This is a genomic window from Sulfurovum sp. (assembly GCF_015493435.1).
Lineage (GTDB): Bacteria > Campylobacterota > Campylobacteria > Campylobacterales > Sulfurovaceae > Sulfurovum.
Window position 1 is genome coordinate 1 of sequence record NZ_WGDD01000058.1, and the last position, 21,599, is coordinate 21,599.

At 46.6% G+C, this 21,599-nt stretch carries 18 protein-coding genes; 3 read left to right on the forward strand and 15 right to left on the reverse strand.

The genetic code is table 11. From position 1 onward, the window contains the following. Positions 1-156: 156 nt before the first annotated feature. From F8L24_RS10440 to F8L24_RS10465, 6 genes are all read right to left on the reverse strand, one after another. A complete protein-coding gene (locus tag F8L24_RS10440) occupies positions 157-519 on the reverse strand; it encodes a carboxymuconolactone decarboxylase family protein (protein WP_294955388.1) in 363 nt (120 codons plus the stop codon). A gap of 177 nt (positions 520-696) precedes the next feature. Further along, positions 697-1,440 carry a DUF4395 domain-containing protein gene (locus F8L24_RS10445; RefSeq protein WP_294955389.1) on the reverse strand — a complete coding sequence of 248 codons (744 nt, stop codon included), beginning with the start codon at positions 1,438-1,440 and terminating at the stop codon, positions 697-699. A 9-nt stretch (positions 1,441-1,449) separates the two neighbouring features. Next, positions 1,450-4,557, reverse strand: coding sequence for an efflux RND transporter permease subunit (locus F8L24_RS10450; protein WP_294955390.1), 3,108 nt, complete (start codon positions 4,555-4,557; stop codon positions 1,450-1,452). A 3-nt stretch (positions 4,558-4,560) separates the two neighbouring features. Then, entirely contained in the window at positions 4,561-5,571 is a 1,011-nt protein-coding gene (locus tag F8L24_RS10455; RefSeq protein ID WP_294955391.1) for an efflux RND transporter periplasmic adaptor subunit, read from the reverse strand. Beyond that, on the reverse strand, positions 5,568-6,854 hold the full coding sequence (locus F8L24_RS10460; protein ID WP_294955392.1) for a TolC family protein: 1,287 nt from the start codon (positions 6,852-6,854) through the stop codon (positions 5,568-5,570). The genes F8L24_RS10455 and F8L24_RS10460 overlap by 4 nt, the downstream gene beginning before the upstream one ends. Further along, the gene (locus F8L24_RS10465) at positions 6,851-7,492 is read right to left on the reverse strand and encodes a TetR/AcrR family transcriptional regulator (protein ID WP_294955393.1); all 642 of its coding nucleotides are present in this window, start codon (positions 7,490-7,492) and stop codon (positions 6,851-6,853) included. The genes F8L24_RS10460 and F8L24_RS10465 overlap by 4 nt, the downstream gene beginning before the upstream one ends. 273 nt (positions 7,493-7,765) lie before the next feature. On the opposite strand from F8L24_RS10465, the gene F8L24_RS10470 reads away from it, so the two are divergent. Further along, complete coding sequence (locus tag F8L24_RS10470; protein ID WP_294955394.1) at positions 7,766-8,590, forward strand: 5-bromo-4-chloroindolyl phosphate hydrolysis family protein; 825 nt, start codon at positions 7,766-7,768, stop codon at positions 8,588-8,590. A gap of 14 nt (positions 8,591-8,604) precedes the next feature. Then, the gene (locus F8L24_RS10475) at positions 8,605-9,714 is read left to right on the forward strand and encodes a toxic anion resistance protein (RefSeq protein WP_294955395.1); all 1,110 of its coding nucleotides are present in this window, start codon (positions 8,605-8,607) and stop codon (positions 9,712-9,714) included. A gap of 42 nt (positions 9,715-9,756) precedes the next feature. Here the strand turns inward: F8L24_RS10475 and pckA are convergent, their stop codons facing one another. The 8 genes from pckA to serB form a co-directional block, all read right to left on the reverse strand. After that, entirely contained in the window at positions 9,757-11,346 is a 1,590-nt protein-coding gene (gene pckA / locus F8L24_RS10480) for a phosphoenolpyruvate carboxykinase (ATP) (RefSeq protein WP_294955396.1), read from the reverse strand. Positions 11,347-11,479: 133 nt separating this feature from the next. Then, positions 11,480-12,823 (reverse strand): sodium ion-translocating decarboxylase subunit beta, encoded by a 1,344-nt coding sequence (locus F8L24_RS10485; protein WP_294955397.1) that lies wholly within the window; start codon positions 12,821-12,823, stop codon positions 11,480-11,482. A 2-nt stretch (positions 12,824-12,825) separates the two neighbouring features. Beyond that, positions 12,826-14,616, reverse strand: coding sequence for a biotin/lipoyl-containing protein (locus tag F8L24_RS10490; protein ID WP_294955398.1), 1,791 nt, complete (start codon positions 14,614-14,616; stop codon positions 12,826-12,828). Between the two features lie 28 nt (positions 14,617-14,644). Beyond that, positions 14,645-14,887 carry an OadG family protein gene (locus F8L24_RS10495; protein ID WP_294955399.1) on the reverse strand — a complete coding sequence of 81 codons (243 nt, stop codon included), beginning with the start codon at positions 14,885-14,887 and terminating at the stop codon, positions 14,645-14,647. 149 nt (positions 14,888-15,036) lie between these two features. Further along, the gene (locus F8L24_RS10500) at positions 15,037-16,419 is read right to left on the reverse strand and encodes a DEAD/DEAH box helicase (protein ID WP_294955400.1); all 1,383 of its coding nucleotides are present in this window, start codon (positions 16,417-16,419) and stop codon (positions 15,037-15,039) included. A gap of 130 nt (positions 16,420-16,549) precedes the next feature. Then, entirely contained in the window at positions 16,550-17,314 is a 765-nt protein-coding gene (locus F8L24_RS10505; RefSeq protein WP_294955401.1) for an undecaprenyl-diphosphate phosphatase, read from the reverse strand. A gap of 78 nt (positions 17,315-17,392) precedes the next feature. After that, positions 17,393-19,156, reverse strand: coding sequence for an ABC transporter ATP-binding protein (locus F8L24_RS10510; RefSeq protein WP_294955402.1), 1,764 nt, complete (start codon positions 19,154-19,156; stop codon positions 17,393-17,395). 34 nt (positions 19,157-19,190) lie between these two features. Next, a complete protein-coding gene (serB, locus tag F8L24_RS10515) occupies positions 19,191-19,814 on the reverse strand; it encodes a phosphoserine phosphatase SerB (protein ID WP_294955403.1) in 624 nt (207 codons plus the stop codon). A gap of 93 nt (positions 19,815-19,907) precedes the next feature. On the opposite strand from serB, the gene F8L24_RS10520 reads away from it, so the two are divergent. Then, positions 19,908-20,828 carry a methylenetetrahydrofolate reductase gene (locus F8L24_RS10520; RefSeq protein ID WP_294955404.1) on the forward strand — a complete coding sequence of 307 codons (921 nt, stop codon included), beginning with the start codon at positions 19,908-19,910 and terminating at the stop codon, positions 20,826-20,828. Positions 20,829-20,911: 83 nt separating this feature from the next. On the opposite strand, the gene F8L24_RS10525 is transcribed toward F8L24_RS10520, so the two are convergent. Continuing rightward, complete coding sequence (locus F8L24_RS10525) at positions 20,912-21,586, reverse strand: hypothetical protein (RefSeq protein WP_294955405.1); 675 nt, start codon at positions 21,584-21,586, stop codon at positions 20,912-20,914. Between the last annotated feature and the right edge of the window lie 13 nt (positions 21,587-21,599).

Consider the following 21,599-nt stretch of genomic DNA (forward strand, 5'->3'; position numbering starts at 1 on the left):
ATAGGCAAGCGCATAAACGAATACACCCAGTGCTACACTTCTTACGACAAAAAGCGTCTTCGGGTTTTTGAAAAAACGTTCTCCCCATTTGTAGGCGAAGAGGTCGTTCCTGTCACGCTCTATCGTCTCGACCATTTTCTGCTCCTTTACTCTTCTTTAGCTCTCGAAAGTATCGAAAGCCGCTTTGGCATTGCCCATCACCGCACTGCTCTGTGCATGTTTGACAATTTTTACCAAATACGCCAGTTCTTCTTTGCTGATGCCCATTTTTTTAAGCATTCTTGTCTGCTCCATAATACACTCTTCACTTCCCAGTGTAATGGAAGCTGCCAGTGCAATCATCATCGATATTTTCGGATCGAACGGGTTTTTCTCATCCTGTACGCTGAATTTGCTGCTCATCGCCTGCTCGACGAGAAATCTCGGATCGATCGCTTTAGCGCTGTTCAGACTCTGGGGAAGCGCTCCCATTTTTTCTACCATCATCGCTTCTACCTGTTCGGGTGTTGGTGCTTGCATCATGTATTCCTTTAAAATAATATAGTTCTTGCAAAATGTATTGGAAATGACGGCTCTAGCCTCGTCACAAGATGGAGCTAAAGTACCACTTCCATGTTTGGCAAGATGTTTAGTAGATAAAACAAACTGTTCTATCTTCAAAACACTCCAAAAGGAGTGCTTCAAAGAGAAAACGTATCATTCATTGTCTTCGTCATCGTCGAAGAAGGCATCTTCTTCCGCTTTCTCTTTCGCTTTTTGTATCTTGTCAAGCTCTGCCTGGCTCATCATCAGTGTCTTCATCTTTTTGACAAAAACCGTTCTGTCTGGCAGTTTGGTAAAATAGGCGAAAATACCGTACCCCATGACCAGCACCGTGATGATGAGGATGACTTTCTGTGCCGGAGAAAAGGTCTGGATGGGTTCCTTAATGTTCATTTCACACACACCGCCCGGGCAGTACTTGGGATCTTTCCCCTTCACCCATTCAAAGATCTTGCAGCCCAGGCAGATGGAAAAAGCCGCTTCAAAAAAGAGCAGCGCCATACAAATGAGACAGACGAGGACTTTCAGCGGATTGGGCTGAAAGTCGATGACCAGATAGTAGAACATCGGCCAGGCAAGAATGAACCCCAGTGACCAGGCAAATCGCTTCTGTGCGGCACCCACATATTCCGGCTTCTGGTTCTGCACGAAAAAACGTCCCAGCATCAGACTGGGCGCATACCGGGGCTGAATGATCCGCAGAGTGAAATCGATCGCAAAAAAGGTCACGAAATATTCTGAAAAAACTGCGGTACCAAGCATGACACCGTTGGCAAGTCCCAGAAAGGCACCCACGAACAGAATCGCAGCCGCAGCACGCGCCTCTCTTTCATTCAGTACCCGCACTTCATAGCCGGGTACTTTCTCACCATAGGCAAAAAATGCTTTCCAATTCATCCTGTCCCCTTATGATTCAATAGCTTCTTCCACTTTCTCAAGCGGATTCGTTTTCTTGTTGCCACTGTCGAAGATGTATGCATACATCGGTACATAGACCAGTGTCAGCAGTGTACCGACCAGCAGACCACCGATGGCGACATCTGCGAGCGGTGAAAGTCTCTCCAGCCCGACCGCCTGTTCCAATGCGATAGGGATCATCCCCGCAATAGTACCGAACGCCGTCATCATGACCGGACGGAAACGCACGCGTACCGCTTCCTGGGCACTTTCAAAGGGACTCTCTCCTTTTTCTCTGTAATCCTGATAGAAGTCTATCAGCAGGACGGCATTCTTGATGATGATACCAAAAAGCAGCAGGATTCCCAGCAGACTCGGCATACAGCTCGGTTTGTCAAAGAGCAGCATCCCCCACGCCGCCCCTATGAGGGACAGCGGCAGTACCAGGATCATAATGAACGCCAGCCGGACCGAACGGTAGATCGCGATCAGTGTCATTAGCAGAATGACCACTCCCAGCCCTATGGCTTTAAGCATACGTTTGAAACTGTCGTTGATCTGTGCGATATCCCCTGTCTGATCGATCTGGATATCCGTGATATTGGCATCTTTGAGTGCGGCAACTGTATCGTCCGTCAGGTGTGTGACCGGACGTTTGGCCCGGTAGCCGTTGACATCCACACTGTAGAGCATTTTGTCACGTTCTATCTTCGCAAAGGTCAAATGCCGCTTGAGCGTCGCGATCTGGCTGAGCGGTATCTCCCCTTTGGGTGTTGCGATAGGCAGCAGCCGGAGTGTCTCTATGTTCTGGGAGAATTTTCCTTTCAGATAGAGCCTGACATACTGCGTATTCATCGACTGGTAATTAGCATTGAGTCCTACGATCTGTCCTTTGATCGGCAGCTGCATCGCGATCTGATACGGCGTAATACCGTAGCTGAGCGCCTTGTTCTCATCGATATCAAGTTCCACTTCCATGAAGTCCTTGTCCCAGCTCGTACTGATAGACGTCAGTCCCTTCACATCCTGAATGGCTTTGGCAACTTCATGCGAAACATTCGGCAGTCCGTCAACATAGGGAGAACTCAGACGCACGTCGACTGTCGCTTTAATGGAAGAGAGTGCCGTCGCCCCGAAGTCAAACACATCATTGCGTTTGAGCCCTTCTGTATGGGAAAGTCTGTCACGAATGACATTCTCAAGCTGCCACATGGTTTGTTTTCGTTTAAAACGGTTTACCGCATTAATGGTAATGGTCGCTTCTGCCGGAAGGTTACCCGAACCAAGGCTGAGCACTCCGGGTTCCGTTCCGAACGCGACCGAGCTCATTTTGACCCATTTTTGTTTGTCAAGCCAGTTCAAGAACGGCTGTATCTTGCGCTCGGCACTGTCAACTGTTTCGTTTGCACTGAACGCAATCTGTGCCTTGATGATCCCGGTATCCATCGGCGGCATGGCATCTTTACCAATGGTAGGCATGATATTTTTCATACTCAGTACCAAAATAGCGATCACACCCATGGTAAGCATCATTCGTCTGGCAAACCAGAACTTTCCGTTGGAAAACTTAATGATCCCCTCGTAGGGACCAACCAGTTTTCCGATGGTATGCTGATAGAACCATTCAAAACCGTTCTCGATCTTTGTTTTTCCCACACCATTCCTGTACAGCCACTTTGAAAGCAAGGGAATGAATGTAATAGAAAGGAACCAGCTCACCAGCAGTGCGATGATCAGCGTTTCAATGAGCGGTTTGAAGATCTTCTCCGGAAATCCGCCGATGAACATCAGGGGAAAAAGAATAGCGATCGTTGCAATGGTACCCGCAAAAACCGGGCTGAGAACCTCTTTGGTCCCCTTCGTAATAGCATCTTCAAGCTTCTCATGTCCTTCGGTCAGATGCCGCTCGATGTTCTCCAGCACCACGACCGCATCATCGGTCAGCATTCCCAGTGCCAGGATGATCGCAGTATAGATAACGATATTCAGCTCGCCGCCGGTCAGCCAGATGATCGCCATGGTTGAGAAAAACACCATAGGGATGGAAAGTCCCGCAGCAACAATAGCACGGAAATTCCCCAAAAAGATCATAATGACCAGCAGGGTATAGATGATGGCATCCCGCAAGGCTTCAAGCATATTGTCATTCGCCTGCTCGATAAGATCTCTCTGTGTATCTGAGATCTGGAACCGGATATTGGGATATTTCGCCTCAAGGTCCTTCATTTCTGCCCGTGCCGCTTTACTTACATCAAGTACGCTTCCTCCCGGTGCACGCTGTATGGAAAGTGCAATGGCATCTGTTCCGTTACCGATGTAGCCGCTTGTCCGTTTCTGGTAACTCCACTGAATATCTGCAATGTCGCCCAAACGTACATTCGGCATGATCTGAAGCTGTTTCAGGCGCTGGATATTGTCTTTTTCCCCGTAAAAGGTCACCGTATAGAAATCATTTTTGCCTTTGATGAAACCGATCGGCATATCGCGGTTGAGTGTTCCTATGGCTTTGGCGATCGTTTCGAAGTTCACATGGTATTTTTTCGCTTTGAACGGATCTACTTCTATATTGATAGCACTCTGATAGCCCCCAAAGACTTCAACATTGCCTATCTTCTTGTTGCTGAGCAAATGCGGTTTGATGAAACTGTCCGCAATTTTTCTGATATCGGCAAGACTGATAGCGCTGTTTTTGGGACTCAGGGAGATCACATCTACCGGCAGGGTAAAATCCCCGGCGGTATAAATGGCAGGGTTGGTACCTTTGGGCAGTTTCGCCTTTACGATGCTCAGGGCATTCGCTACATCCACCGCTGCGGCATTCAATCCTTTTTTGTAGCCGAAATCCGCTTTGACAATGGAGTAGTTCGCCACATTCACAGAGCTGACATCGGTTACAAGTCCAAGACGGGAGATCTCCTCTTCGATCGGTTTGGAAACAGTCGAAGCCGCGACCTGTGCCGTTGCACCGGGCACATTCGTAATGACAATGACTTCAGGAGGGTTGGCATCGGGGAAAAGGTTTTTGGGCAGTGTCACCAGTGCAATGATCCCCATAATGAAAAAGGCTGCAATCACGGAATACAGCAGATAGGGCCTTTTGTAAAAAAATGAAAACATTCTCTACTCCTTCACTTTAAGCACATACCCGCTGGTGAGCTTCAGCAATATATCCGGTTTGGCCACTACGATCTTTTTTCCGCTGAGATCATCGGAGATCACAACACCCTGTTCCGCACTCTGTACGATATGGATCTCTTTGGGAACGGCACGATCTTTGCTGACAACAAGGACATAACTTTTGCCTTCTCTGTTCAGTACAGCGTCAAACGGCAGTTCGATCGCTTTGCCTTCAAAAACCACGACATTGACTTCCACTCTTTCTCCCGCACTTAAGCCATGGCTGTCTTTGACATAGGCTTTATATTCATTCAGTCCGTTAAACGTACTGTTCAGTGCATGAAGGGCATATTCTTTTCCTCCGAAGAGTACCGCTTTGGGTACGATATCCTGCGGTGTCCGTACCAGCAGACTGAAACCACTCTCCGCACTGATCTGGACCATCGGCTTGCCCGGCATAGTGACATCACCCACCGCAGCAAAGGTTTTAGCCACAATTCCGGAGATCGGTGCTGTGATCGTCGCATAGCTGAGCTGGTTTTCCACAGCCTTGAGCTTGGCTTTAAGTGACGCTATTTCTGACTGTTCTTTCTGCAGCTGCTCAATGGAAGCACCTTTGACCCGGTACAGAGCCTGGGTACGCTTGTGGCTTTTAAGCAGATTGGAAAGCGCTACTTTAAGTGCTTCGGTATTGGCCGTAATGTCTGTTGTATCGAGTTTGGCAACAACATCTCCTTTTTTAACCGCCATACCGCTTTTAACGATCTGTTCAACACGCGATGCGATACGTGAAGAAAGGGTTACATCTGTCTCGTTGACTGTCTGCGCCAGAGAAGGCAGTGTCAGTTTGTCTTCGGCTGCCTTGGGTACCATCGTTTTCACTACGATCGGATAGATCTTTGCAGGCGGCAGCGATGCCTCTTTGGCACGTTTGTCGTGGATCAACTTTATACCCAATACTGCCAGAGCAGCGATAATAACCAAAAACAGCAGTATTTTTAACACTTTTTTCATTTTACGATTCCTTTCATATTATTGCCGTAAATAACGGCCAGCTCGGCAACATCCTGCCACTTCTTTGCCCGAAAACTGTAAAGGTTGGCTTTGGCATTCGCCAAGGCATCTTCATAGCGCAGATATTCTTCCTCTGTGATCGTACCGTTGGAAAATGAAACTTTGGCAATGGTAAGCAGTTTCTGCTGGTCCGAAACACTTTTTTTGGCCAAAACGATCGAACGTTTAAGCAGCCCTATTTCCCGGCTGAGCTGTTTCGCCTGAACCGTAAGTGAATGACTCGTTTTGTCATATTCCGTTTTTTCCTTAAGATAGTCCAGTTTCGCTTCCTGTGAAGCAGTTCCTTTGCTGCTGTCAAAAAGCGGCATCGTAATGTAAAGACCAGCCGTACCGAAATGTTCATGGACACGTTTTCCGTTGTTATAGGCATCTGCCTGCGAATAGGTATAGCTTCCTTTGGTCACGATACTCGGTATATAGGCCTCATCTGCCGCTTTCATACCTTTTTTGCTTGCTTCTACTTTCTGATAGAGCGGTTTAAGGGCGAAGATCTCTCCTTTATGTACCTTTCTTTTCAGTCTCAGCGGCACACTGCCCTTGAGATATACACCGGTCAGGGTTTCTATTTTTGCCGTAAGCAGGTTGATATTCTGTGCAATATTGTTCAACGCAATATCAAGCTCATTGATATGGCTGCTCAAAATAAACAGGGCACTTTGGGGGGCACGTCCTTCTTTGACTTTGAGTTTGGTACTCACAGCTGTTTGCAGGATAGAACGTTTTTTGGCTTTCAGTGCCGACTTGAGTGCTTCGAGGTAACGCAGCTGTGCCACAGACCCCACGACGACCGCCTGACGCTGGATCAGGCTGAGCTTCCGTTTTTCTTTGGCTGCAAGATTGAGCAGTCTGGCTTTTTCTTTGAGCGTATAGATCGACTTGACAAAAAGCGGCCAGGTAAAACTCGCCCCTTCGCGCATGATCTGTTTGCTGAAAGGCTGTCCTATCTTCTGGTCTTTGACCATCCCGATCAGTTCGTTTGGAGCGACCGGCAGCAAACCGTTGGGTGAATTATAGATCTCATAGCCTGCATAGAGATCGGCTTTGGGCATCAGTTTGTCACTGAGCGCCTGCTCTCCCAGACTGCTTTTTTGGACATCAAGCAGGTCCAGCCTGCTCTCCGGTCTGTGATCAAGGGCATCGAGCAGCGCTGTAATGCTTGCTGCCTGGGACAGCTGTCCTGCGAGGAACAGTGAGACCCCTATTTTGTACAGTTTCAATTTCATTCACACTCCTTTAGCATTAATTTCATTTTTTTGATCACATAGTCGGCGATATCATCGATATCGCACTGATCGCAGGTATCAATCTCTATATCTCCCAGTTTGGCTGCTTTGATACGCAGCGGCTTGGTCGTGATCATAAGATTGAGTGTCCCCAGAATCATAAAATAGAGTATCATGGGTATCGGATCGTGGAAACATCCTTTTTCTTCTCCGCGCTTCAGAATATCATTGAAAAGTGCAAAAAGCTGCCGCATAGAAGTAAAAAGCATATCGGGTATAACCGCCCCGCTGTCACTGAGCTCTTTGAGCAGCAAAGAAGGCAGATAGGGATGTGCACAGGCAAACTTTGCATAGGTACGGATAAAGCCTTCCAGCTCCGCTTCCGGTTTTTTATGGGTCTTGTTTTCTTCAATGATCGTTCTCTGTATCTCTTCAAGCACTTCACGCATGACCGCTTCGTAAAGCCCCTTTTTGTTCTTGAAGTAGTAAAAGACCATCGCTTTGTTCAGGCCGCAGCGTTCCGCCAGCTCATCCATCGAAGCTGAAGCATAGCCTTTTTGGGAAAAAAGTTCTATGGCATGGGTAATGATCAGCTGTTTGGAGGCTTCCGCATCACGTTTATGTATTTTTTTAGACATAGCTATCCTAATTAATTAACTGGTTAGTTAATTATAGGATTAAATACTTTAAATTATAATTAAAAAGAGATCTGTTTGGGGAAGCATTATGCATTTCGGACTATTTTCTTATTGTTAACCCTTGTTGTATATGATTATATCATACAAATCATATAAAAACAGGGAAGGATCGCCGGTGTCTGCTTATCAAAAAATATTCGGTTTTATATTTTTGCTTTTTTCTGTAGGTGCGGCAGTTTTTGCGCCTTTCATGAAACTGATACAGGGGTAGCCATGTCCTCCAAACCGCATTACAGCCCGATTTTAGGACAATGGAAACGCAAACGCGGGTGGTTCTTCTATTTCTTTCTGCTGCCCCTTTTCTTTGCTGTCATTTTTCCCCTGTTCGCGTTGAACCTGAAAGCCCTTCTCCTGAACTCTGTGGCTTTTTTGCTGATGTATACTGCCTTCAGGGTCGCCAGAAAAGGCTTTGAACAGGAAGATGCCTACCATGAGGCAAAACTGGCCAAAGCCCCCCAAATACCTTTCAAACAACTTGCAGCGGCCCTGCTTGCAGTGACCGTGTTTTACACTGCCCACGTCGCGGGAAACTATACCCTGTTCAATTCGCTTTTTCTTTCTGCTGTATCGTTTGCAGGATTTCTTCTTTATTACGGGGTTGATCCGCGAAAAGACAAGCTGAAGGATTTTGGCGATATCTCTTCGGGGATAGTGCTGGACATGTTGAATGAAACAGAAAAGAAGATGGCAGATATCACAAAAGCTGCAGACAACATAGAGGATGGACCTTTGCATGATAAAGTGCAGCTGGCTGTCAAACGTTCACAAATGATTTTGGATGCACTGACCGACGACCCCAGGGACATCCGGGCAGCCCGAAAATTTCTTGTAGTCTATTTGGACGGCATAGCCGATGTGATCCACTCTTACAACACGGTCGAAGAAAAAAATATTGACACGGCTACCAGAGAGAAACTGCTTACACTGATGGATGACGTGGAAGCACATTTGGCCAAAGAGCTGAAACGCCTTAAAGCCGGTGACCGGTTTGACCTTGACGTCAACATCGATACACTGAAAGAACAGATCAAACACTGAAAAGGAACAAAAGTATGGAAGAACAAGTCAGAGAAAGGGTTGAGAACAGCATTGAAAAACATGAAGCGGAGGTACCCGAAGTATTGCCTGAGGAGCACAGCCAATTGCAGGAGGCCATAGACAGACTGGATGTAAAGAACAGAAATTCTGTCATCTATTTCGGAACAGAAGCACAGGAAAAACTCGATGAAATCTCCAACCGAATGATAGACGGCGTACAAAATAAAGATATCGGTGCCGCAGGAGAATCACTCAGTAAGCTCGTGGGAGCCATCCGGGGTTTTGATATCGATGAGCTCAACCCCAACAAATCACTTCCCTGGTACAAAAAACTCCTGGGTGCGCCCTCACCTCTCGTTGCGTTCCTGCAAAGCTATGAAGCAGTACGCGATCAGATTGATATGATTTCCAATGCGCTTGAAAAACATAAAAGCCGGCTCATGAAAGATGTAGTCTCTCTGGACAAACTTTATGAAGCCAATCTCGAATATTTCAGGGGATTGGAGCTTTACATCAAAGCCGGAGAAGAGAAACTCAAAGAGCTTGACGAAAAGACCATACCGGAGTATGCCGCCAAAGCGGAAGGCCAGGAAATGATGGCCATACAGGAACTCAAAGAGATACGCGGATTCAGGGACGACCTTGAACGAAAAGTGTATGATCTCAAACTTTCAAGACAGGTAGCAATGCAGTCCCTGCCGGCCATAAGGCTGGTACAGGAAAATGACAAGTCGCTCATCAGCAAAATCACTTCAACCCTTGTCAATACCGTACCTCTGTGGCGCAACCAGCTGGCCCAGACCATTACGATCTTCCGTTCCCACGATGCAGCCAGAAGCATTAAAGAAGCAAGTGACCTCACCAATGAACTGCTTGAGAAAAATGCGGACGGACTGCGTGAAGCAAATCAGGAAGTACGCAGACAGATGGAACGAGGTATCTACGATATCGAAAGCATCAAAAAGGCGAACAATACACTTATCGAAACGCTTAATGACTCTCTAAAAATTGCACAGGAAGGGAAAGCGGCCAGACTCAGGGCACTTGAAGAACTTAAAGAGACAGAAAGCAGTCTGAAAAATGCTCTTCTGTCCGCCAAAGCGAAAAGTGAAGCGCTACACTAAACTTTGACATGAATAACCTTCCTCTGCAGGAGGGAGGCAGTATTAGAGCTGCGGACCTGCCGAAGCAAAGTCAAATTCTCCGCCATTGTCATCATAACGGTGGAAGTTCTTCTGGAACATACCGGCAAGTTTTGCCAGCATAGCATCATACTCTGCTTTGTCAGCCCAGGTGTTTCTCGGGTTGAGGACTTCCGTATCGACACCTTCAAGCGTTTTGGGAATGGCAAGATTGAAGGTATCGAGTGTATCGAACTCAGTCTCCAAAATAGAACCGTTTAGGATACCGTTGATACAAGCCCTTGTATTTTTGATACTCATACGCTTGCCTGTACCGTAAGGCCCGCCTGTCCATCCTGTATTGACCAGGTAGACGTTCACTCCGTGCTCATCAATCTTTTCCCCGAGCAGTTTGGCATAAACCGTTGGATGAAGCGGGAGAAATGCTTCACCGAAACAGGCAGAGAAAGTAGCGACCGGTTCAGTGATCCCTCTTTCCGTTCCTGCTACTTTGGCAGTATATCCGCTCAGGAAATAGTACATTGCCTGCTCTTTGGTCAGTTTGGAGACCGGAGGAAGCACACCAAACGCATCTGCCGACAGGAAGATGATATTTTTCGGATGACCTGCCTGAAGATCATCTTTGTGATTCTCAATATGCTCTATAGGATAGGAAACACGTGTGTTTTCTGTTTTTGAACCGTCCGTATAGTCCACATGGCCCGTCGCATCTGCCACAACATTTTCAAGCAGTGCGTCTTTGACAATGGCCCCATGGATCTCAGGTTCGCTTTTGGGATCAAGATTGATCACTTTGGCATAACACCCGCCCTCAAAGTTAAAAACACCATTGTCATCCCAGCCATGCTCGTCATCCCCGATGAGTGCACGGTTCGGATCTGTTGAGAGCGTGGTCTTGCCTGTACCGGAAAGTCCGAAGAAGAGACAGACATCATTGTCTTTCCCTACATTTGCCGAACAGTGCATAGAGAGTTTTCCTTCCAGCGGCAGCCAGTAGTTCATCATGGAGAAGACCCCCTTCTTCATCTCTCCGCCGTACCAGGTCCCACCAATAATGGAAATATTGTCTTCTATATTGAATACCACATATACATCTGAATTAAGACCGTGTTCTTTGTACTTTTCATCTACTGCTTTGCAGGCATTATACATAGTAAAGTCAGGTTCAAATGTTTCAAGCTCTTCTTCTGTCGGACGAATGAACATATTTTTGACAAAGTGTGCCTGCCATGCCACTTCGGTAATGAACCTGATGGATCTTCTGCTTGCCGGGCTGGCCCCTGCATAGACATCGGTAATATAAATATTTTTGCCTGAAAGCTGATTGAGTGTGATATCCAGAAGTTCTTCATAAATCTCTTTTTTGATCGGTCTGTTCACATCACCCCAGGCAATGTTCTTGTTGGAAGGCGGCTGATCAACAAAATATTTGTCTTTCGGGCTTCTTCCCGTAAATATCCCTGTATCACACATAGCCGTACCTGAAGTAGAGATCTTGCACTCTCCCTGGTTTATTTCATGCGCTTGCAACTCGTCATAACTCAAATTGTAATAGACTTCTCCGATATTTTTCAATCCGAGTCTGTCAAGTCCGTTGGGCGTTCTGGTACTCATAGTATCCTCTTTATATAATTTTGTAAGGCAAAATGGACAGTGTCCATCACATGTCTCAAATAAAAACTCACTGAAAAGTTTTTATCTGAAACTGCTGACAGGTACTCTTTTTAAGAGCCCTGTACCAGTTGTCTTATTTGAATATGGACAGCAATACACCTGCTGCAACCGCTGAACCGATTACACCGGCCACATTCGGCCCCATGGCATGCATGAGCAGAATGTTACCCGGTTTTTCTTCAGAACCAACTTTGGAAACAACCCTTGCCGCCATCGGTACCGCAGAAACCCCTGCAGCACCGATAAGCGGGTTGATAGGCTCTTTGGAGAACCTGTTCATCAGTTTCCCCATGAGAACACCTGCCGCTGTTCCCGCAGAGAATGCCAAAAGACCGATGACCATAATACCGAGCGACTCTGCCACAAGAAAGGTATCGGACTGAAGTTTTGAACCGACACCCAGACCAAGGAAGATCGTAACGATATTGATCAGTGAATTCTGCATTTCGTTGGACAGTCTGTCCACCACGCCTGATTCTTTGGCAAAGTTACCCAAGGCAAAGGCACCCATCAAAGGTGCTGCATCAGGCAGGATCAAGGCGATCATCATAATGACTACAAGCGGGAAGATCAGCTTTTCAAGCGGATTGACCTTTCGGGTCGTTTTCATGACGATCTTACGCTCTTCGGGGTTGGTCAGTGCTCTCATGATCGGAGGCTGTATGACCGGAACCAGTGCCATATAGGAGTATGCCGCAACCGCGATCGCTCCAAGAAGTTCCGGTGCCAGTGCAGACGCAATAAAGATCGAAGTCGGACCATCGGCACCGCCGATGATAGAAATGGCAGCTGACTGTTTCAGCGTAAAGTCCACCATCCCGGTATATTGGGAAAGTGCTGCTGCACCTACCAGTGATCCGAAAATACCGAACTGTGCCGCACCGCCGAGCAGTGCCGTCTTCGGATTGGAAAGCAGCGGACCGAAATCGGTCATTGCCCCTACCCCCATAAAGATGAGCAGAGGAAAAAATTCATTGGCAATACCCATATTGTAAATAATCCCCAGCATTCCGTGCGGCCCAGTCATATTGGCGATCGGGATATTGGCGAGAAGTCCGCCGAAGGCAATAGGCAGCAGGAGAAGCGGTTCAAATCCTTTGGCAATCGCAAGGTAGAAAAGGAGGAAAATGATAGCGAACATAAGCACACGCCCCCAGCTTTGCGCAAAAAGGGAAATGTTTTTTCCTTCACCGTTCTTTACACCCTCTTTAGGATTAATGATCGCATTGAGTCCTGTGGTTTTGAAAAAACTCACGATCAGCTGGCCGACTGACTTTTCTTCATAGACCTTTGCTGCGTTCTGTGTCTGTGCAGCAGGGACAGAAGCAGCCGCTTCGTGTCCTTCGCTTGCCTGCACTGTCGATGTAAGTGCCGCAAAGGCGAACAACAGTGAGAGAATTAAATGTTTGAGCTTCATAGTTACTCCATTGTAGCTAAAAGTTGTCCGTCTGCAATAGCGTCGTTGACATTCACGTTGACAGATGCGATCCTGCCTGCCTGAGGTGCAGTAATATCGATCTCCATTTTCATAGCTTCAAGGATCATGATCACATCACCCTCTGCAACAGAATCACCCGGGTTTTTAAGGATTTTCCATACATTGCCCGGTGTCTGGGAATGTATCTCAACCGAACCGACACCGTTTGCCGGTACCGGTGCCGCTGCTGCCGGTGTTGTTACCGGTGCCGCTTCGGAGATTTGGATATCAGCATCTCCCTCTGCTACCTGTACACTGTATTTCTTGCCATCTACCACTACTGTATAATTTCCTGCCATTTCTGCTTCTCCACTGTTGTTTTGTTGTTTACCTTTTCTCACCATGAGAGGCCCTTCGCCTTTCAGGAACGCAATACCCTTCTGATCACATGCACCTGCAATGAAAATATTCTCGTCCGTTACTTCAAGACCTTCTTCTTCGAGTATCCTGGTCCAGTGTGCGATCGATTTTGTTTCATCTCTGTCTGCAATATCAAGCGGATTCTCTGTTGTAGGATCCAGGTTGAGCTTCTGTGCAGCCAGTTCCATGATCTCTTTGTCTGCTTCTACCGGTGTTTTCCCGAAATATCCCAGTACCATACGGCCGTATCCCGGAGCAATCTGTTTCCATGGGCCGAACATGACGTTCGCATAGGCCTGCTGCCAGTAAAACTGGCTTACCGGGGTCACAGACGTACCGTATCCGCCGCGCTCAACAACTTCTTTCATCGCCTTGATCACTTCGTCAAATTTGTCAAGATCTCCTGAATCTCTCATCATCTGTGTATTGGCCGTCAGAGCACCGCCAGGCATAGGAGAGAAAGGAATAAGCGGAGAAACCTGTGTCGCTTCAGGAGGGATCATATAGTCGGCAAGACATTCTTTGAGTCTCTCTTCGTATTTCAGTACTTTGTCCAGTTTGAGATCACCCAGGTTGTAGTTTGTTCCTTTGGTTGCATGGAGCATCGTAAGAATATCCGGCTGTGACGTACCGCCGCTTACCGGTGATGCCGCCATATCGATACCGTTGGCACCCGCTTCAAGCGCTGCAAGATAGGAAGCAACCGAAACACCCGCTGTTTCATGGGTATGCAGCCTGAGGTGTACGCTGTCACCCAGCAGTTTTCTTGCCATCGCGATCGTCTCATAGACTTTGTGCGGGTTGGCCGTTCCGGAAGCATCTTTGAAGCAGACAGAATCAAATTCAATGCCGCTGTCAAGAATGTTTCTCAATGTTTTTTCATAGAAAGCCACATCATGCGCGCCTTTGCATCCTGGAGGAAGATCCATCATCGTGACAACAGCTTCATGGTTCATACCGTACTTTTTAATACACTGTGCAGAATACTCAAGGTTACGAGCATCATTGAGCGCATCGAAGTTCCTGACAGTCGACGTACTGTGCTTTGCAAACATTTTCGCAAACAGATCGATCATTTCGCGGCTTCCCGTATCGAGCATCACGGTATTGATCCCGCGGGAAAGTACCTGAAGGTTCGCATCAGGGCCGACGATCTCTCTGAAACCATCCATCATTTTGAAGGCATCTTCCTGAAGATAGAAATAAAGTGACTGGAAACGTGCCCCGCCGCCAAATTCAAAGTGTGTGATTCCCGCTTTTTTTGCAGCCTCGACCGCCGGGAAAAAGTCATCCATAAGTACACGCCCGCCAAAGACAGACTGAAAACCGTCTCTGAAAGTTGTATCCATTACATCTATATATTTTTTAGCCATTTAATATACCTTGCTTAGTTTATTGTAGTCATTTTTTTTTACGAAACTCTGTAACAGCGGCAATGATCGCTGCTGTACGGCGTGCTTCTTCATCCGTGTCTGTTGTGCTGGAGGCGGAAGTAGATACCGGGATTTCTTTTTCGGGAAAATATTTGCTGATGATCTTGGCTTGAAGTTTCATGACTTCTACCAGAACATACAGGAAGACAAATACGATCAACATACCCAATATCATAAATTTAAGGCTCTCGCCTACTAAACTGTATTCCATGATGGATACCCTTTTTCTTTTTTTTAATGTAGGTTACAAATTTTAAAATAGTTTTGCTTGTTATTTGTTAAAAATCACGTATTATCTGTGCTTTATCGTATGATTGTATCTTCCGGAAAAGATATAATCATATATTCGTTCTGATTTATCTATCTTCTTTTTCGTCTCCGGTGATTGCTTTTGCCTGTTTTCTGCTCACTGCTGTATTCCTGGAGCATTGAATCGACCGTGTGCTGGTCAAAACCGATCTGTGAACCGACATTCTGCTGTTCCTTGTCGATAAAACAGGAAATGATCTTTTCGAGAAGCAGTGTTTTGTCTATGTTTCCGAGATATTCGATCAGTTTTTCCGCTTCATTGTGGATAGGCATATCCCGGATCTCGTCTGCAAGATATTCAAGACTTGCCGCATCGAGACCGTCACCGCCCTGAATAGTTGCAAGACGCATTTCTGCACCGACTTCTTTCTGTATGCGCTGAAGCTCTCTGAACTCTTCAGTCGTCACCAGTGTAATCGCCTGCCCGCTCTTTCCTGCTCTTCCGGTACGCCCGATACGGTGTACATAGGACTGGGGATCAAAAGGAATATGGTAGTTGAATACGTGTGTTACATCTTTGACATCGAGACCGCGTGCCGCGACATCAGTGGCCACCATGATCTTTGTTTCTCCTCTTCTGTATGCTTTGATGACTGTTTCACGGTCCTGCTGTTCAAGGTCTCCATGCAGCCCAGCGGCATTGAACCCGAGTGCCTGAAGGTATTCGGCCAGTCTGTCAACTTCGCGCTTCATGCGGCAGAAGATAATACACTTGTTTGTCTCTTCGGTCTCAAGCAGTTTGACAATGGCTTCATCTCTTTGGCTTTCGTTAATGACATAATAACGCTGGTCAATGACATTGTTGGTCGTTTCATCTTCCCCCACCACAGAAATGAATTCAGGCTGATAGAGAATATGGTTGGCAAGTTCCTTGATAGGCTCGGGCATGGTTGCTGAAAAGAGCAGTGTCTGCCTGTTCTGGGGAATATATTCAAATATCTCTTTGATCTCATCGAGGAAACCCATATCGAGCATTTCGTCTGCTTCATCGAGTACGACGATCTCCGGATTGAGTACATCGATCTTCCCTTTTCGGTAAAGATCTTTGAGCCTGCCCGGAGTCGCCACTACGATCTGTACCCCTTTGTGGATAAGTGCGATCTGCCGGCCGTAGCCTACACCGCCATACACGGTCAGTGTCCTGATGCCCGCAAAGCGTCCGAGATGATACAATTCATCGGCCACCTGTGTTGCAAGCTCTCTGGTCGGTGTAATGACCAGTGCCCTTTCGATCTCGCCTTTGGCAAGCTTGTCCATCATCGGCAGGCCGAATGCCGCAGTTTTCCCTGTACCTGTATGTGCCTGCCCTACCAGATCTTTTCCGCTTTCGATGATCGGTATTGCCATTTTCTGAATGGGACTCGGTTCTTTAAAACCTGCTATTTTGATTCCCTTTGCAATATCACGATGAAAATTAAATTGACTGAATTTCATAAGTTACCTTCTTTTAGTATCACGGAAAAAATTTCCGTTTCGCGTCCAAAATATTTTTTGAACTTAACAGAGACCCCCGCAGGAACTTCTATAAACCCAAAGTTTTGTATCCGGACCAAAAGAGCCCTGCTTAGAGCATCACCAGCAGAATGACACCGAAAACGATCCGATAGATACCGAAAGGTACAAAGGTAAAACGCTGCAGGAATGCCAAAAAAAGCTTGATGGTTGCATAGGCCACAACAAAAGCCACCAGGAAACCGACCAGAAAGGCACCCCAGTTCGCATGGACGAACTCATGATAGTGCTTGAGCAGGTCATAACCGCTGACTGCTGCCATCACGGGGATCGCCAGAAGAAAAGAGAATTCAGCAGATGTTTTGCGGTCCAGGCCACAAAGCAGACCGCCGATGATGGTCGCACCTGCACGGCTTGTTCCGGGTATAAGCGAAAAGATCTGTGCAAATCCGACCCACCATGCCTGTGTCCAGCTTACCTTCTCGACATCCTTGACATGTGTTTCCTTCTCTTGGTAAAAGTGTTCCACGATCAGGAAGATGATACCCCCGATAATGAACATCCATGCCACTACCTGCACACTGAAAAGTGCTTTGACCTGGTCTTTAAAAATGAAACCGACAATGGCAAGCGGAAGAAATGCGAACAGCAGCTTCATCCAAAGGTTGATCTTCCTGAAAGTGATTTTTTCTCTGTAAATCAGCATGACAGCCAGAATGGCCGCAAACTGGATGATCACTTCATACGCCTTGGTAAGGTCTGTCTCTGCCACACCGAGAAATTTCGATGCCACGATCATATGTCCTGTAGAAGAGATAGGAAGGAATTCTGTAAAACCTTCGATGATCCCGATGATTATCGCCTGAAAAATATCCAAATAAAACCTTTGTTTTCCGCAGGGTGCTGTCTTCTGACATCACGCTGTAACAGATTGCTGCTGTGAGGGCACACTGCCCTACAGCATTTGTGAAAAATAACTCTCGTCTTTGGCAAGCAGTTCTTTCGGTGTGCCGCTGTCTACGATATGACCGTCTTCAAGCACATAAATGAACGCTGCATTCTTGATCGTACTGAGCCTGTGTGCAATAGTGATGACCGTTTTCTCACGAAGAAAATCATGCAGCGCTTCGAAAAGTTTTGCTTCGGTATGCACATCAAGTGCCGACGTCGACTCGTCAAAGATCACCACTTTCGGATCGGACAGTACCATCCGTGCGATCGCCACTCTCTGACGCTGTCCTCCGCTGAGTTTGATACCGTCTTTTCCGACCAGCGTATCGAGCCCTTTGTCCAACCTTGCTATAACACTGTCCAGCTGTGCGATATGCAGTGCTTTCTGTACCGCTGCTTCGCTGTAACTGTTGCCAAGCGTAAGATTGAACAACATTGTATCATTAAAGAGTTTAGGGTGTTGCAATATCAGGTAAATATTTTCACGGATTGTAGAGAGTTTCAGTCTTCTGTTTGAGACACCGCCATACAGAATCTCTCCCTTCTCAAGCGGGTAGAACCCTACCAGGATATTGGCCAGTGTCGTTTTTCCGCTGCCGCTCGCACCGACAATCGCCACTTTGGAACCAGCATTGATCTTCATGTTGATATTTTCTAATATATTAACTTTTTCAATATAGGCAAAAGATAGATCCTTTACTTCAATATCGATCGCAGCCGACCCTTCAAAAGGATTGACACCCTCTTCTACAACAGGTTCCCTGTGCATGTCAAAAATGCTGTTGATTCGCCTGCATGCAGCTTTTGCCGTAGCAAGGACATACTGAAAATTGATAATATCCTGGGTTGGCGACACCATGACCCACAGGTAGGAGAAGATTGCAAGCATCAGACCCACACTCAAGTCACTATATGCTACGGCAAGAATACTGACTGACCGGAAGATCTCATATCCGGACAGGAAGATCAGATAGGAGAGTTTCATCGCAGCATCACTTTTATAGCCGTAATTGACCGAATGTTCTTTGAGTTCTTTGGCCCTGGCCTCGCTTTGTTTGAAAAAATAGCTCTCTTTGTTGGCTGCCCGTATCTGGTGAAAAAGTTCCAGTGTTTCGTTCAAGCTGGACTGAAACAGTTCTACCGCCCGGTTCTCCTCTTTTTTGAGTTTGCCGATATTGCGTGAAAGTTTGACAGTAAAGAGCACCACTACCGGGTTGGTCAGCAAAATAAAAAGTGCCAGCTGCCAGTGGATCCATAACAACACGACCGAAGAGAAGAGCAGGATGAGGGAAGAGACAATAAGTTTTGAAACGGTCGTACTGACAAAACCGTCTATCGTTTCCACATCGGTCACAAGCTTTGAAGTGACTGCCCCTACCCGCATCATCTCGTATTCTTTGAGTGATACGTCTTTTAAATGGTTCAGGAGAGAAACGCGCATTTTGTAGGTAATATTTTTTGATATGGAAACAAATATCTTTGTCTGGAATATCGACAGGAAGGTACTCAAAAGCCTTAAAACAATAATAAACACCAAAATACCGATCACATATCCTTTGGTATCGGTCTGCCAGATATGTGTGGAGATCCAGGAGATAAAATGATGGTCTTTCCCCAAAAGAAGTTCATCGACGATGATAGGGATAAAAAGCGGAATGACCACCACCAGCAAAGTTGCGGCAATTGCTATAATATTTCCAAATATTAGATCTTTTCTGTGTTCCAAAAGCTGCTGAACAATACTTTTGATGCTGCAATGGGATTTCATCTCATGCCCTACAGCGAAAAAATCAACATAGGCATTAAAGAATCTTCAATATTTCTGTCAGATCTTTGACATCCACGCAGTGTGTTGCGGCTTCTCTGAGTACAGGTTTTGCACAGAATGCCACCCGGGTATCGGCATGGGCGAACATACTCAGGTCATTGGCCCCGTCACCGACCACAAGTGTATTTTTCCGGTTTACGCCCAAAAGTTTCTGCATACGGACGATCATATCGCCCTTGGCATCGGAGTACATCATTTCACCCCCTACCCTGCCTGTCAGTATGCCGTTCTCGTCATGCAGAAAATTGGAAAAATCCGCATCGACTCCCAGGTATTCACAGGCGGGTTTGGTCGCATTGCGAAAACCGCCGGAAAAACAGACGACCGTATAGTCTCTCTCCTTGAGACCTGCAACAACTTTCTCTGCGCCCGGCATCAGGGGCAGGTTCCCGCAGATGGCATCAACCTTCGCTTTTTCAAGCCCCTCAAGCAGGGCGACACGTGCAACAAGTGATTTGAAAAAGTCAAGCTCTCCCGCCATAGCCCGTTCCGTAATGGCAGCGACCTGCTCTTCCAGCCCGAGTGGTTTGGCAAGAAAGTCGATGGTCTCACCGTCCATCAATGTAGAATCAAAATCAAAAACTGCCAGTTTATGCATAATATCCCTTTTCTTTTCACAGCCGGTAAACCGACCCTTCACATTATTTGGGTAAAATTATAGCCAATTAAAACTATATAAGTGGGAACAGACATGTTTGACGAGTTCTGCGATTTTTTATGCAACAAGACCAAAAAATTCATCACAGTGGAGGTCAATCCCCCCCACGGAGCGTCCATAGAGCACATCTTGGAAGATATTAAAAAATATGATCTTCACAATAAAGTCTCAGGCTTCTCCTGTACCGACAATCCGCTCGCCAAACTCAAAATGAGCGGGGTGCTCTCTGCAATCAGGGTCCAGCAGGCATTCAACAAACCGGTCATAGCGACCATGAGCATGAGAGACAAGAACAAACTTTCTCTTCAGTCCACACTGCTCGGTGCCAACGATTTCGACCTGCGATGTATTCTTGCACTGACCGGAGATCCGGCCAAATTTTCAGACCAGCCGGAAGTCAAAGGCGTACTTGAACGTGACTCTACCCTGCTGCTGAGTATCATTTACCATTTGAATAACGGGGTGGACTATTCCAACAAACTGCTGAATCCGGCACCACGCCCCATTTACCCGTTCGCTGTCAGCAATTCCTATGCCAAAGATATGAAACAGCTTCAAAAGCGTATGGTCAAAAAACTGAATTACGGAGCACGGGCCATCATTACCCAGCCGGTCTACGATACAGACAATGCGCAAGAACTCCTTGAAATCTTCGAAGAGGCAAAAAATATCAGTGTACGGGAAACAGCAAAAGAGGCACAGCTTGTCCTCGGCCAATTTCCTATTGTACGGGCAAAAACTGCCAACTTCATTGACGATAAAGTACCGGGTATCAGTGTTCCAAAAGAGATCATCGATGAAATGAACCTTGCCGCAATGGACGGCGAAGCCAAAGAGCAGGACGTGGGATTTTCACTCTCAAAACGTATTTTTGACGAGATCATGCAAATGCACGGCAAAGTACACTTGATGACCCATAACCGATTCGATCTGTGTTCAGAACTGATCGGGTGATTGTCTTGATGCCCACATCTCGAAATAGAAATCTGTAGCTGCTGCAATCATTGTACGCTATTTTCTATGAGGAGATCTTCGGGTTATGCGTTTGTCTCATCAAATATGCTGGTATAGAGCAGACCGTAGAGGGTGGTAAAAAGTACAGGAACCGCCCAGACAAGGCCGATTCCGAATGTCAGGATACCGCCCAGCATCAGGAGACTTAGAATCAGGACAAGACCAAATACTTTGAACCAGTGCCTGGTAATGGTTTTTCTTGAGAGTTCCATGGCATCCCAGACCGGCATTTGTTTGTCAGCGATCAGAGGAAGGGTAAAAAGATATGACACACTCAGGTAAATCCCCGGCAAAATAAAGAATAAAATACCCAAAAGGGTCATCAGGTAGATCAATACGCCTGCCAAAGCCAGGGTCCATGTCATGTGGTAATAGCCAAAAACAGACTTGATATTCAGCGGCTTGCCCCGTGCATCGTCAACTGCCAGCATGATAATACCCACCATAATAGGCATCAGTACAGGGTAACTTAAAAGCGTAACGATCTGCTGGTTAAGCAAATGTTCCTGTCCTGCTGCATTCTGCATAGGAAAGAAGAGTGACAAGACCATCTGCACAGCCATTGCCACAGCCACATAAATTAAAAATGCACCAACAAACAGTCCTTTTTTTCCTTCTATTCTTTTAAAGCCTTCTTTGAGAGTTTTGATGATATCAAAATCATACTCCGGTATATTCTGGGGTACTTTCTCTGACATGGAAATATCCTTC